The sequence below is a fragment of the Lentzea sp. NPDC092896 genome (assembly GCF_044754905.1).
In the GTDB taxonomy this organism is placed as follows: Bacteria; Actinomycetota; Actinomycetes; order Mycobacteriales; family Pseudonocardiaceae; genus Lentzea.
Genome location: NZ_JBIVPX010000001.1, coordinates 682,619 through 695,813 on the forward strand (window position 1 = coordinate 682,619; position 13,195 = coordinate 695,813).

Sequence of the window (13,195 nt, forward strand, 5' to 3'; positions counted from 1 at the left end):
GCCGCTATGACCGACGTCACACTGCGCATCCATGAAGACGGGGCCGACGACGAACGAATCGAGCAGCTGACCGCCTTCCTGCGGTCCGAGCTGCGTGAAGTCGTCGCTGTCTCCGATGTTGCCGGCGAGGCCCCCGCGGGCGCCAAAGCCCTCGACGTGGCCGAGCTCGGCACGCTGCTGACCACGATCTCCCAGTCCACCGTCCTGGCCGCGCTGATCAACGCCGTCTCGTCGTGGCTGGGCCAGCGCCGCGAGCGTTCCGTGACGGTCGAGGCGGACGGCGAGGCCCTGGAACTCACCGGCGCGCCGACGAAGGCAGAGCTGGCGGAACGTTCCGCGTGGCTCGGCCGCCACCTCCACCGCTACGCCCTGATCATCGCGAGCCACGAGTTCGCCGACCCCGGTCTGTCGTCGTTGCGCGCCCCCGCCCACGACGCTGCCCGCCTGGGCGAGGTGCTGGCCGACCCGCGCATCGGCGGCTTCCACGTGCGCACCCTGATCAACTCCCCGGCCAGCGAGGTCAACGAGGCCGTAGAGGACTTCTTCGCCGACCGCGAGCCCGACGACCTCCTGGTCCTGCACTTCTCCGGCCACGGCGTGAAGGACGAGGCGGGCGAACTCCACTTCGCCACCTCGAGCACCAAGCTCTCCCGCCTGGCGGGCACCGCGGTGGGCGCGGACTTCGTGGCCCGCCGCATGAACCGCTCCCGCTCGCGCCGCATCGTGCTGCTCCTGGACTGCTGCTACTCCGGCGCGTTCGGCCGCGGCATGGTCGCCCGCGCGGGCGGCGCCATCGGCCTGGAGGAACAGTTCGGCGGCAGCGGCCGAGCCGTCATCACGGCCTCATCGGCGATGGAGTACGCCTTCGAGGGCGCCGCGGTGGCCGACTCGTCCGAGGGCGAACCCTCGGTCTTCACCTCGGCACTGGTGGAGGGCCTGGAATCCGGCGACGCCGACCGCGACCAGGATGGCCACGTGGGCCTGGACGAACTCTACGAGTACGTCTACGACCGAGTCCGCCGAGTGACCCCGCACCAGACCCCGGGCAAGTGGATGCTCGACGTGCGAGGCGACCTGCGCATAGCCCGCCGCGCTCGCCCGGTCACCGTGCCGGCCCCGCTGCCCTCGGAACTGCGGGATGCGATCGACCACTCGCTGCCGGGTGTGCGGGCGGGTGCGGTGCCGGAGCTGCGGCGGATGCTGTCGGTCGCGCACGAGGGACGGGCGCTGGCGGCGCGGCTCGCGTTGCGCGGGCTGCTGGAGGACGACAGCCGCATGGTGGCGTCGGCGGCCCGCGAGGCGCTGGGGGAGAAGCCCGCACCGACCCCCGCGCCCAAGTCGACCACCACGCCCAAGCCGATCACCACGCCCAAGCCGGTCACTGTGCCCAAGCCGAGCACCGCACCCGCTCCGACCACCGCACCTGTGCCCACCGCACCCACTCCACCCGCACCCACTCCACCCGCACCCACTCCACCCGCGCCGACGGCGCCCACTCCACCCGCGCCGACAGCGCCCACCGCACCAGCGCCGACGTCGAAGCTGCCGAGCCGCACCCTGGTCACCGCGTCCGGCTCAGGCTCGGCTCGCTCCGACTCGATCCCCGTGCGAGAACCGGAAGCTGCTTCCGGCGACTCCAAGCCCCTCCCGCTCGCCACCGTCACGACCGTCCTGCCCCGCCTCGCCGCAGGCGTTGCCTTGGTGCTCCTGGTCGCAGGCCTGATGGAGATCCCCGGCGGCATCCTCAGAGTCCTGGACACCGGCCCCAACACCTTCGTCTTCGCCGCGGTCTGGCCGTGGGCGCTGGTAGCGGCGCTGTTCGTGATCACCTGCCGCGACCACCCGTGGGCGCCGGGTGCCGCGCTGGGCCTGCTGGCCGGCACGACAGGCCTGTTCACCGGTGGCGACACCACGCTCACCTGGATCCCGTTCGCGCTGGCGGCGACGGCCCTGGCGGTCGCGTGCACGACGACCCCGTGGTGGCTGGCGGCGGCAGGAGGAGCGTTGGGGGCGTTGGGTGTCTACGTGGTCGCGTACGCGGGCCACGATCTGACGCCGATCAACGACGACGGCGAGGAGCTGACGCTGTACGCGGCAGCGGCCGCCCTCCTCTGCCTCGCGGCCTACCGCCAATGGCGCGACCGGCAGTGGCTGAGCGCGATCGCCCCGGCCCTGCTCCTGCTGGACGCGGTCATCACCCTGACGGCGGAAGTGCCGCTGTTCGTCACCCACGCGAGCCTGGCGGGCCTGGTCGTGATCCCGCTGGTCGCGGCCCTGACCACCGGCCCGGCCAGACTGGCCGCCTACGTCACCATCGCGGCCGGGCTGCTGGTGCGCGCCAACGACTACGTGTCCGCCAACGAGCCGTCGTTCACCAGCGTCGCCCACGTGACGTTGCCGCTGGCGGCCGCGCTTATCGCCTACTTCTCGCGCTCCCGCTGAGCCTTGCGCCGCTTGCCCTCGTGCATCGCGACGACGCGGGCGACGGGGATCGTGTGCCCTTCGGCGACCAGGTCGTCGGGCAGGCGTTGCGGCTTCGGCATCAGCGCCGCCCACGGGTCGCCCTCGAACCGGGTCTTGATCGTGAAGTCGGCGGGCGTGACGTCGCCGAGAGACTCCCACGGCACGGGGAACGAGATCGGCAGCCCTTCGCGCAGCCGGGGACTGTAGGCGGCGGCGACCGTGGCACCCCAGGCGCGCGTCGAGTCCAGGAACACCTTCCCGCCCCGCTCCTCCCGGATGTACGCGGTGGTGGCGAGCGACGGATCGAGCTTCTCCGCCCGCACCGCCACCGCGCGCGTCGCCGCGGCCACGTCGTCGGGGGAGTGCTCCTCCAACGGCACGAAGATGTGCACGCCCTTGGCGCCGCTCGTCTTCACGATGCTTTCCAGACCGGCCTCGACCAGCGCCTCGCGAATCAGCAACGCCGACCCGACCACGACGTCGAAACCGGCGCCCTCCGGCGGGTCGACGTCGAGCACCATGTGGGTCTGCACGTGGTCCTCGCCGAAGTGATCGCCGAGGTACAGCGGCACGTGGTACTCGACCGCGCGCTGGTTCGCGAACCACATCAGCGTCTGCACGTCGTCGCAGATCGCGTACTTGATCTTGCGATGCGACGCCTCGGCCCAGACCTCGACCGTCTTCACGTACGAGGGCGTGTACTTGGGGACGTTCTTCTGCATGAACGGGTCCTGGCCGCGCAGGATCCGCCACACCGACAGCTGCCGCCCGGCCAGCACCGGTACGAACCTGTCCGCCACGAAGTCCAGGTACTCCACCAGGTCGCCCTTGAGCAGCCCGCCGAACAGCGGCTGGTCGAGCGACGAGAACTTCAGCGGGCTACTGCTCATCGGGGACCTCGAGTTCGTCGCGGGCGGCCCACTCCAGCAGCGGTTCGATCGACCACACCGCGTCGTCGATCCCGGCGTGCAGGTCGCCCAGTTCGGCATAGCGCTTCGGCACGGTGGCGATGGTGAAGTCGTGCGGATCGACGTCCGGGATCTCGTCCCAGCGGATCGGCGTCGACACCGTCGCCTCCGGATAGCCGCGCACCGAGTAGGCGCTGGCGATCGTCCGGTCGCGCGTGTTCTGGTTGTAGTCCACGAACACCAGCGACGGGTCGCGGTCCTTGCGCCACCACGTGGTCTCGACGTCGTCCGGCGCGCGTCGTTCGACCTCGTGCGCGAACGCCAGCGCCGCCTTGCGCACGTCCTGGAACCCGAAGTCCGGCTTGATCCGCACGTAGATGTGCAGGCCCTTCGACCCGGACGTCTTCGGGAACCCCGTCGCGCCCAGGTCGGCCAGCACCTCCTGCACCACCAGCGCCACCCGCCGCACCCGGTCGAACGTGCACGTCGGACCGGGGTCGAGGTCGATGCGCCACTCGTCGGGCTTCTCGGTGTCCGCGGCGCGCGAGTTCCACGGGTGGAACTCCACAGTGGACATCTGCACCGCCCAGATCACGTCCGCGAGGTGCGTGACGCACAGTTCGTCGGCGTGCCGGTTGTAGCGCGGAAAATGCACCCGCACGGTCCGCACCCACGGTGGCGCGCCGTTCGGAAGCCTTTTCTGGTGCACTTTCTCGCCCGTGACGCCCTCGGGGAACCGGTGCAGCATGCACGGTCGTTCCCGCAGCGCGCGGACGATTCCGTCACCGACGGACAGGTAGTAGTTCGCGAGATCCAGTTTCGTCTCGCCGCGCGCGGGAAAGTAGACGCGGTCGGGGTTGGAGATCCGCACGACGCGGTCCTCCACCTCGAGCTCCACAGCCGGGGACTTGCCCATGCCGTCCAACCTAACTCTTCCGAGGCGTTTCCTCAGTGCAAACGGTGCTTGCATCGACGCTGTGGCCTCCACACTCGACACCGATCTCTGGTTCCGGCGACTCTCCGAGGCACCTCCCGGGGCGCCTCGCCTGGTGTGCTTCCCGCACGCGGGCGGCTCGGCGAGCTGGTACCAGCCGTTCGCCCGGCACTTCGAAGGACGCGCCGAACTGGTCGCCGTCCAGTACCCGGGACGGCAGGACCGCAGGTCAGAGCCGTTGATCGACGACATCCGGGCGCTGGCCGACCAGATCGCGCCGCTGCTGCCCGGCGACCGCCCGCTGCACCTGTTCGGGCACAGCATGGGCGCGATGATCGCGTTCGAGGTGGCGCTGCGGCACGAACCGGACCACCTGTTCGTCTCGGGCCGCCGCGCACCGCAGCTCGTCCGCGACGACCGCGTGCACCAGCGCGACGACGCCGGCCTGATCGCCGAGGTCCGCACGCTGGCCGGCACGAACGCACGGGTGTTCGACGACGAGGAACTCGTCCGGATGGTGCTGCCCGCGATCCGCGCCGACTACCGGGCCGCCGAGACCTACCGCTACCGGCCGGGCCCGGCGCTCCGGTGCCCGCTCACGGCGTTGACCGGCGACGCCGACCCGAAGGCGTCGGTGGACGAGGTGGGGCAGTGGCGTGAGCGCACGACCGGTCATTTCGCGCTCAAGGTGTTCTCCGGCGGCCATTTCTTTCTGTCCGACAACAGAAGCGCGGTCGCGGACTTCGTTTCCGGCGAATCCCCTAGTGCCTGAACCCCTAATTTTGCAAGGGATTCAGGTCCGTCCCGTGTCGGACCAAGCTGTCAGGCGATGAGAGGAAACGGGATGGCCAAGCGGGCACTGATCACCGGGATCACCGGTCAGGACGGGTCGTACCTCGCGGAGCACCTGCTCAGGCAGGGCTACGACGTGTGGGGACTCGTCAGGGGACAGGCGAACCCGCACAAGATGCGGGTGTCGCGGCTCATGTCGGAACTGTCCTTCGTGGACGGTGACCTGATGGACCAGGCCTCGCTGGTGTCCGCTGTGGACCTGGTGCAGCCGGACGAGGTCTACAACCTGGGCGCCATCTCGTTCGTGCCGATGTCGTGGCAGCAGGCCGAGCTCGTCACCGAGGTCAACGCCATGGGCGTGCTGCGCGTGCTGGAGGCGATCCGCATCGTCTCGGGCCTGTCCAGCAGCCGCCACAACGGCGCCTCGGCCAAGAACATCCGCTTCTACCAGGCGTCGTCGTCGGAGATGTACGGCAAGGCCGCCGAGACGCCGCAGCGCGAGACCACGATCTTCCACCCCCGCAGCCCCTACGGCGTGGCGAAGGCCTACGGGCACTTCATCACGCGCAACTACCGCGAGTCGTTCGGCATGTACGCGGTCGGCGGCATCCTGTTCAACCACGAGTCACCGCGCCGCGGCGCGGAGTTCGTGACCCGCAAGATCTCCCTCGGCGTCGCGAAGATCAGGCAGGGCCTGCAGGACAAGCTGGCCCTGGGCAACCTGGACGCGTTGCGCGACTGGGGATTCGCCGGCGACTACGTCCGCGCGATGCACCTGATGCTGCAGCAGGAGGAGCCCACGGACTACGTCGTCGGCACCGGTGAGATGCACTCGGTGCGCGACGCCGTGCGCCTCGCGTTCGAGCACGTGGGCCTCAACTGGGAGGACTACGTGTACATCGACCCGGTGCTGGTCCGCCCGGCCGAGGTCGAGATCCTCTGTGCCGACACCACCCGCGTGCGCGGCGAGCTCGGCTGGAAGCCCGAGGTCGACTTCTCGGCGCTGATGAAGATGATGGTCGAGGCCGACCTCAAGCACGTCGCCACCGAGCACCAGTACGGCGAGCTGCTGGCCGCCGCCAGCTGGTAGATCCACCTCCCCGGATCCACAGCCGCTGTAGTTTGCGGCTGTGGATCTTTTTTCGCGTTCCCTGGGGGAGCTGCTCGAGGCGGTGGAGCAGCTCGCGGACGACGATTTCGCGCAGCCGTCCGGATGCGAGGGCTGGCTCGTGCGGGACCTGGTGTGCCACTTCGTGATCGACGCGCAGGACGTGCTGATCACCCTCGTGACGCCGTCGTCCGAGGCGCCCACGCACGACGCCGTGACGTACTGGAAGGTCGCTCACGAGCCCGCTGACGATCCGCTGTCGGCGTTGATCGTCCGGCTGGCGGCCGCGTACGGCGAACCGTGGATGCTCAAGTTCCACGTCGACGACGTGGGCCAGGCGGCGTTGCGCGCCAGTCGGCTCGCCTCGCCCTCCGCCCGCGTCTCCACCCAGGACATGGTGCTCAGCGCGGCCGACTACCTGGGCGCCTACGTCTGGGAGTGGACGCTGCACCACCTGGACCTGGTCGCGCACCTGCCGCACGCCCGCAGGCCCGCCGCGGAGTCGCTCGCCCGGTGCCGGGAGATCCTCGAACAGATCGCCGGCGCGTTCCCGGCCTCGTGGCCGGACGAGGACGTGCTGCTGGTGGGAACGGGACGGCGCGCCCCGACCGAGGCGGAGCGCGCCGAGCTGGGGGACCTGGCGATCCCGTTCGTCCTAGGCTGAGTACAGCCGGGCGTAGAAACCCTGGGCGGCCATCAGTTCCTCGTGCGTGCCGCGTTCCACGACAGCGCCCTGGTCCATCACGACGATCAGGTCGGCGCCCCGGATCGTGGACAGCCGGTGCGCGATCACGAAGCTCGTCCGGCCCGCCCGTAGCGACGTCATCGCCTGCTGGATCAGGACCTCCGTGCGGGTGTCGATGGACGACGTGGCCTCGTCCAGCAGCAGGATCGCGGGCTGGGCGAGGAACGCGCGCGCCAGCGTGATCAGCTGCCGTTCGCCCGCGGACAACCCGCCGTGCTCCTCGTCGAGCACAGTGTCGTACCCGTCGGGCAGCGATCGTACGAACCGGTCCACGCACATGGCTTTCGCGGCCTCGACGACCTCGTCGCGCGTCGCGCCAGGCCGTCCGTAGGCGATGTTCTCGGCGATCGTGCCCTCGAACAGCCAGGTGTCCTGCGAGACCAGCCCGATCGCGGAGCGGAGCTCCTCGCGGGTCAGCGACGTGATGTCCGTGCCGTCCAGCAGGATCCGGCCGCCGTCGAGCTCGTAGAACCGCAGCAGCAGGTTGCCCAGCGTGGTCTTGCCGGCGCCGGTCGGCCCGACGATGGCGACGAGCCGGCCGGGGGCCGCGACCAGTGACAGGTCGTCGATCAACGGCTTGTCGGGCGTGTAGCGGAAGGAGACGCGGGAGAACTCGACGTGCCCGCGCACCGGCGAGACGGTCGCGGGCCTGGCGGGCGCCGGTGACTGCTCCGGCTCGTCCAGCAGCTCGAACACGCGCTCGGCCGAGGCGATGCCGGACTGCAGCTGCCCGGAGAAGTTCGCCACGTCGATGATCGGCCGCGAGAACATGCCGGAGTACTGGATGAACGCCTGCACATCACCGATCGACACCGAGCCCGACGCGACCCGCAGCGCGCCGACAACGGCCACCAACACGTAGTTGAGATCGGTGATGAACCGGGTCGCGGGTCCGATCAACCCGGAGATGGCCTGCGCGCTGAACGATGATCGGTACATCGTCTCGTTGCGCCCGGAGAACTCCCGCGCGGCCTGCTCCTGGCGGCCGAACGCGGTGATCAGCGCGTGGCCGCTGTACATCTCCTCGACGTGCGCGTTCAACGCTCCCGTCGACTGCCACTGCTCGGCGAACTTCGGCATGGCGCGCCGGGAGATCCACGCGGCCAGCACCAGCGCGATCGGCACGCAGATCAGCACCAGCACGGCGAGCTGCACCGAGATCACCAGCATGATCGCCAGCACGCCGAACACCGAGATCACCGACGTGAGCATCTGCCCGATCGACAGCTGCACGGTCCGTTGCAGGTTGTCGACGTCGTTGGAGACACGGGAGAGGATCTCGCCGCGCGGGTTGCGGTCGAAGTAGGCCAGCGGGAGCCGGGTCAGCTTCGCGTCGATCTCCTCGCGCAGCTTGAAGACCGCGTGCTGCACGATGTTGTTGACGACCCGGCCCTGCATCAGCATCGACACCGATCCGATGAGGTACAGGCCGAGGATCAGCAGCAACAACTTGCCGAGCGTGTCGAAGTCGACGCCCTGGCCGGGCACGAAGTCGACGGTGCTGATGACGTTCGCGAGCGTGTCCTTGCCCTCGGCCCGCAGCTGGGCGAGGACCTGCTCCTCGGTGGCACCCGCGGGCAGGCCGCGGCTGACCAGGCCGGTGAAGATGAGGTCGGTGGCGCGACCGAGCAGGATCGGGCCGAGCAGGTTGAGCCCGATCGTCACGACCGCGAGCAGTCCGATGATCACGAGCTTGCCCCGGTACGGCACCAGCAGCCCGAACAGCCGCCCGGTGGTGCTGGGTTTCCTCGGTTCCGCGACCTCGGACCGGACTTCGGGATCGGCGAGCAGGGTCATCGGACGGTCCCTCCGACTGGCTGGGAGAGGGCGATCTCCCGGTAGGTCTGGTTGGTGCCGATCAGTTCGGCGTGCGTGCCGGAGCCGACGACCTGACCGTCCTCCAGCACGATGACGCGCGACGCCGCCTCGACGGTGCTGATCCGCTGAGTGACCAGCAGGATCGTCGCGTTGTGCAGCTCGCGGTCCAGCGCCGCCCGCAGCCGGGCCTCGGTGCCGAGGTCGAGCGCGGAGAAGCAGTCGTCGAGCAGGTAGATCTCCGGCCGCCGCACCAGTGCCCGCGCGATGGCGAGGCGTTGCCTCTGTCCACCCGAGACGGTCGACCCGCCCTGCGAGATCGGCGCGTCGAGCCCGAGCGGCCGGACGAACTCGGCGGCCTGCGCGATCTCCAGCGCGTGCCACAGCTCCTCGTCGGTCGCGTCCTCCTTGCCGTACCGGAGGTTCGACGCGATCGTGCCGCTGAACAGGTGCGCCTTCTGCGGCACGTACCCGACGATCCGGTGCAGCGCCACCGGGTCCAGGTCGCGGACGTCGGTGTCGTTGATCAGCACCTGGCCGCCGGTGACGTCGTAGAGCCGCAGTGCCAGCGACAACAGCGTCGACTTGCCGCTGCCGGTGCTGCCGAGGATCGCGACCGTCTCGCCCGGCCGGGCGGTGAGGCTGACGTCCCGCAGCACCGGTTTCTCCGCGCCGGGATAGCCGAACGTGGCGCCGCGCAGTTCCAGATGCCCCCGCTCGGCCATCTCCGTGACGGGTGTTCTCGGCTTGGCGATGCTCGACTCGGCCCGCAGGACCTCGTTCACGCGGTTCGCGGACACGGCGGCGCGCGGGGCCTCGGTGAACACGAGCATCGCCATGATGATCGCGACGATGATCAACGTGACATAGGACAGCAACGCGAGCAGAGCACCGAGCTGCATGGTGCCGTCGTCGATCCGATGACCGGAGAACCAGATGATGCCGATCGTCAGCACGTTCATCACGGTCATGACCATCACCGGCATCGTCGCCATGATCCGCCCGACCCGGCGCGATGTTCCGTACAGGTCACCGTTGGTGGCGTCGAAGCGGCCGCGTTCGTGCTGGTCGCGGACGAACGCGCGGATCACCCGCACACCGATGATCTGCTCGCGCAGCAGGTGGTTGATGCGGTCGAGATAGCTCTGCATGGCCTTGTAGAACGGCGACAGCCGCTTGAGCATCAACGTCAGACCGGCGATCACGATGACGACCAGCGCGATCAGGATCATCGACACCGGAACGTCCTGCACCAGCGCCAGCGCGACGCCGCCGACGCACATGATGATCGCCGACACCGCCACGTCGGCGGTCGTGAGCACGATGCTCTGGACCTGCCCGACGTCGTTGACGGTCCTGGTGATCAGCGACGGCGCGCCGATCTGGTCGACCTCCCGCGCAGACAGGGCCATGACCTTGCGGAACACCTTGTCGCGCAGGTCCCGGCCGAGGCCCGCGGACATGCGGGAGCTGAGCAGCATCGCGCCGCTCGCGGTGAGGATCTGCACCGCCGCGACCCCGAGCATCGTGAGGCCGGTGCCCCAGATGTAGCCGGCGTCGCCGAGGAGCACGCCGTTGTCGATGATCTGCGCGTTGAGCGTGGGCAGCAGCAGGGTCGCGGCGGTCTGGACCAGCTGGAGCACCACCAGGAGCACGAGTGTTCCCCGGTACGGCCGGAGGTGGTGGTTCAGGAATCGGGCGAGCACACGACCCAGCACACCTCAGGGCGGGCACCGGCAATCCCTAGACTTGCAGGGCTCGTTTCTCTCGGGCATTCCCTAGGGCCGGTCCTCCTACCTTGAAGTCCATGAGCGAAATCCTGAGCGCCATCGAATCTGACGACGCGGTGGCGCGGGACTTCGAGGCGCTGCCAGTGCCGGAGAGCTATCGGGCCGTGGTGGTGCAGGAGAGCGACGCCGACATGTTCGCGGACCTCCCGACCTGGGAGAAGGACCCGCGGCGGTCGCTGAAGATCCGTGAGGTCGCGACACCGGAGCTGGCGCCCGGTGAGGCGTTGGTCGCCGTGATGGCGTCCGCGATCAACTACAACACCGTCTGGACGTCGATCTTCGAGCCGGTGTCGACGTTCGGGTTCCTCCGTCGCCTGGGCGGCAAGCACCACCTGCCGTACCACGTCGTGGGCTCCGACCTCGCCGGCGTCGTGCTGCGCGTCGGGGCCGGTGTCTCCGTGTGGAAGCCGGGCGATCGCGTGGTCGCGCACTGCCTGGACGTGCCGTTGGAGCGCCCGGACGGCCACAACGACACGATGCTGGACCCGCAGCAGCGGATCTGGGGCTTCGAGACGAACTTCGGCGGCCTGGCCGATCTCGCGCTGGTCAAGGCGAACCAGCTGATGCCCAAGCCCGAGCACCTGACGTGGGAGGAGGCCGCCTCGCCGGGCCTGGTCAACTCCACCGCCTACCGCCAGCTCGTGTCCGTCAACGGCGGCAACATGAAGCAGGGCGACACGGTCCTGATCTGGGGTGCGTCCGGCGGACTTGGTTCGTACGCCACGCAGTTCGCGTTGAACGGCGGTGCGACCCCTGTCTGCGTCGTGTCCTCGCCGGACAAGGCGGCGATCTGCCGGTCCATGGGCGCGGAGCTGATCATCGACCGCTCCGCCGAGGGGTATCGCTTCTGGAAGAACGAGCACGAGCAGGACCCGCGCGAGTGGAAGAGATTCGGCGCTCGCATCCGTGAGCTGACCGGTGGCGAGGACCCGGACATCGTGTTCGAGCACCCCGGCCGGGATACGTTCGGTGCCTCCGTGTTCGTGGCGCGCAAGGGCGGCAAGATCGTCACCTGCGCCTCCACGTCGGGATACCTGCACCAGTACGACAACCGCTACCTGTGGATGAACCTGAAGAGCATCGTCTCGTCGCACTTCGCGAACTACCGCGAGGCGTGGGAGGCGAACCGGTTGGTGGCCAAGGGAAAGATCCACCCGACACTGTCCAAGGTGTACTCGCTCGACGAGACGGGGCAGGCCGCGCACGACGTTCACCGCAACGCCCACCAGGGCAAGGTCGGCGTGCTGTGCCTGGCGCCGTCCGAGGGTCTCGGCGTGCTGGACCACGAGCTGCGCGGCAGAAACATCGACGCGATCAACCGATTCCGCTCCTCTTAGTGAAGGTTCCCGCTATGACGGAAGAAGTAATCGCGCCGGCCTCGGCGTGCCCGTTCCCCTTCGCCCGTGATCCGCAGAACCCGCTCGACCTGCCACCGGAGTACGCCCGGTTGCGCGCAGACCGGCCGGTGCAGAAGGTGACGACACCGGCGGGCGACACGGCGTGGCTCGTGGCCAGGTACGCGGACGTGCGTGCTCTTCTCGCTGACACAGAGCGGTTCTCCGCCGAGGTGATGAACCCCGGCTATCCACGCTACCTGTTCCCGGTCGACCCGCAGCCGGGCGCGTTCGTCACCGTCGACCCGCCGGACCACACCCGCTACCGGCGCATGATCATGTCGATGTTCACCAAGAAGCGGGCCGAGGAAGTGCGTCCCGCGGTGCAGAAGCTGGTGGACGAGCGCATCGACGCGCTGCTGAAGGGCCCGCAACCGGTCGACCTGGTCACGCACTTCGCGCGCCCGATCCCGTTGACCGTCGTGTGCGAGCTGCTCGGCGTCCCCTACAAGGACCGCCTCGCGTTCGGCCGCTGGATCAACACCCTCGTCGAGACGACGTCGTCACAGGCCCACCGCAACGCCGCGGCGGGCGCGTTGTTCGGCTACCTGACGAAGCTGGTGGCGCAGAAGGAGAAAGAGCCGACCGACGACGTGCTCGGCCGCCTGGTCGTGAACCAGATGGCCGCGGGTGAGCTGAAACGCGAAGAGGCCGTCGTCATCGGCATGATGCTCCTCTCGGCAGGCTACGACACCACGGCGTCGTCGATCGCGCTGAGCATCCTGACGTTGCTGGAGCACCCGGAACAGCTCGTGAAGCTGCGTGAGAACCCGGACCTCGTCGTCGGTGCCGTCGAGGAACTGCTGCGGCACCAGAACGTGATGCAGTGCGGTGTCGGCCGGGTGGCCAGGGTGGACCTGGAGATCGCCGGTCAGCAGATCAAGGCGGGGGAGGGGATCATCGCCCTGCTCTCGTCCGCGGACCGCGATGAGAGCGTGTACTCGGATGCCGACAAGCTCGACATCACGCGCCAGGACTCGACGCCGCTGGCGTTCGGGCACGGCATCCACAGCTGCATCGCGAAGTTCCTGTCCCGCGTGGAACTCCAGGTGGCTCTGCTGACGCTGATCACCCGCATTCCCACTTTGGCGCTGGCCAAGCCGGCCGAGGAGCTCCGGTTCCGCGACGGCGCCATCGTCTACTCGCTGCGGGAGCTTCCCGTTACCTGGTAAGAGCTTCGCTGTTCAGGGGCACCCCTCGCGGTAGGGGTGCCCCTGTCCGTTTCTAGGGGTATGCCAGGCGCCCG

At 69.1% G+C, this 13,195-nt stretch carries 10 protein-coding genes; 6 read left to right on the top strand and 4 right to left on the bottom strand.

The annotated features are described in order from the left end of the window. Positions 1 to 6: 6 nt before the first annotated feature. The gene (locus tag ACIQF0_RS03360) at positions 7 to 2,442 is read left to right on the top strand and encodes a caspase domain-containing protein (RefSeq protein WP_401023934.1); all 2,436 of its coding nucleotides are present in this window, start codon (positions 7 to 9) and stop codon (positions 2,440 to 2,442) included. On the opposite strand, the gene ACIQF0_RS03365 is transcribed toward ACIQF0_RS03360, so the two are convergent. Both ACIQF0_RS03365 and ligD read right to left on the bottom strand, forming a co-directional pair. After that, positions 2,421 to 3,353, bottom strand: a complete 933-nt coding sequence (locus ACIQF0_RS03365; protein WP_401023936.1) for a DNA polymerase domain-containing protein — start codon at positions 3,351 to 3,353, stop codon at positions 2,421 to 2,423. The genes ACIQF0_RS03360 and ACIQF0_RS03365 overlap by 22 nt on opposite strands. Then, positions 3,343 to 4,287: a non-homologous end-joining DNA ligase gene (gene ligD, locus ACIQF0_RS03370; RefSeq protein WP_401023939.1), complete on the bottom strand. Its 945-nt coding sequence runs from the start codon at positions 4,285 to 4,287 to the stop codon at positions 3,343 to 3,345. The genes ACIQF0_RS03365 and ligD overlap by 11 nt, the downstream gene beginning before the upstream one ends. Positions 4,288 to 4,348: 61 nt before the next feature. Here ligD and ACIQF0_RS03375 point away from each other — a divergent pair, with 61 nt between their 5' ends. From ACIQF0_RS03375 to ACIQF0_RS03385, 3 genes are all read left to right on the top strand, one after another. Further along, positions 4,349 to 5,077 carry a thioesterase II family protein gene (locus tag ACIQF0_RS03375; RefSeq protein WP_401023941.1) on the top strand — a complete coding sequence of 243 codons (729 nt, stop codon included), beginning with the start codon at positions 4,349 to 4,351 and terminating at the stop codon, positions 5,075 to 5,077. Between the two features lie 72 nt (positions 5,078 to 5,149). Then, the gene (locus tag ACIQF0_RS03380; RefSeq protein WP_401023944.1) at positions 5,150 to 6,187 is read left to right on the top strand and encodes a GDP-mannose 4,6-dehydratase; all 1,038 of its coding nucleotides are present in this window, start codon (positions 5,150 to 5,152) and stop codon (positions 6,185 to 6,187) included. A gap of 40 nt (positions 6,188 to 6,227) precedes the next feature. Next, positions 6,228 to 6,869, top strand: a complete 642-nt coding sequence (locus ACIQF0_RS03385; RefSeq protein WP_401023946.1) for a maleylpyruvate isomerase N-terminal domain-containing protein — start codon at positions 6,228 to 6,230, stop codon at positions 6,867 to 6,869. On the opposite strand, the gene ACIQF0_RS03390 is transcribed toward ACIQF0_RS03385, so the two are convergent. Both ACIQF0_RS03390 and ACIQF0_RS03395 read right to left on the bottom strand, forming a co-directional pair. Next, positions 6,861 to 8,747, bottom strand: coding sequence for an ABC transporter ATP-binding protein (locus ACIQF0_RS03390; protein WP_401023949.1), 1,887 nt, complete (start codon positions 8,745 to 8,747; stop codon positions 6,861 to 6,863). The genes ACIQF0_RS03385 and ACIQF0_RS03390 overlap by 9 nt on opposite strands. Then, a complete protein-coding gene (locus ACIQF0_RS03395) occupies positions 8,744 to 10,471 on the bottom strand; it encodes an ABC transporter ATP-binding protein (protein ID WP_401023951.1) in 1,728 nt (575 codons plus the stop codon). The genes ACIQF0_RS03390 and ACIQF0_RS03395 overlap by 4 nt, the downstream gene beginning before the upstream one ends. A 101-nt stretch (positions 10,472 to 10,572) precedes the next feature. Between ACIQF0_RS03395 and ccrA the strand changes: the two genes are divergently transcribed. Both ccrA and ACIQF0_RS03405 read left to right on the top strand, forming a co-directional pair. Then, entirely contained in the window at positions 10,573 to 11,892 is a 1,320-nt protein-coding gene (gene ccrA, locus ACIQF0_RS03400; RefSeq protein WP_401023954.1) for a crotonyl-CoA carboxylase/reductase, read from the top strand. 14 nt (positions 11,893 to 11,906) lie between these two features. Beyond that, positions 11,907 to 13,121: a cytochrome P450 gene (locus tag ACIQF0_RS03405; protein WP_360030676.1), complete on the top strand. Its 1,215-nt coding sequence runs from the start codon at positions 11,907 to 11,909 to the stop codon at positions 13,119 to 13,121. Positions 13,122 to 13,195 lie beyond the last annotated feature (74 nt).

What these genes read in the sequence shown, in the direction of transcription:
- ACIQF0_RS03405 (WP_360030676.1), top strand. Translation starts at nt 11,907, where the DNA reads ATGACGGAAGAAGTAATCGCGCCGGCCTCGGCGTGCCCGTTCCCCTTC.
- ACIQF0_RS03360 (WP_401023934.1), top strand. Translation starts at nt 7, where the DNA reads ATGACCGACGTCACACTGCGCATCCATGAAGACGGGGCCGACGACGAA.
- ACIQF0_RS03390 (WP_401023949.1), bottom strand. Translation starts at nt 8,747, where the DNA reads ATGACCCTGCTCGCCGATCCCGAAGTCCGGTCCGAGGTCGCGGAACCG.
- ligD (WP_401023939.1), bottom strand. Translation starts at nt 4,287, where the DNA reads ATGGGCAAGTCCCCGGCTGTGGAGCTCGAGGTGGAGGACCGCGTCGTG.
- ccrA (WP_401023954.1), top strand. Translation starts at nt 10,573, where the DNA reads ATGAGCGAAATCCTGAGCGCCATCGAATCTGACGACGCGGTGGCGCGG.
- ACIQF0_RS03380 (WP_401023944.1), top strand. Translation starts at nt 5,150, where the DNA reads ATGGCCAAGCGGGCACTGATCACCGGGATCACCGGTCAGGACGGGTCG.
- ACIQF0_RS03365 (WP_401023936.1), bottom strand. Translation starts at nt 3,353, where the DNA reads ATGAGCAGTAGCCCGCTGAAGTTCTCGTCGCTCGACCAGCCGCTGTTC.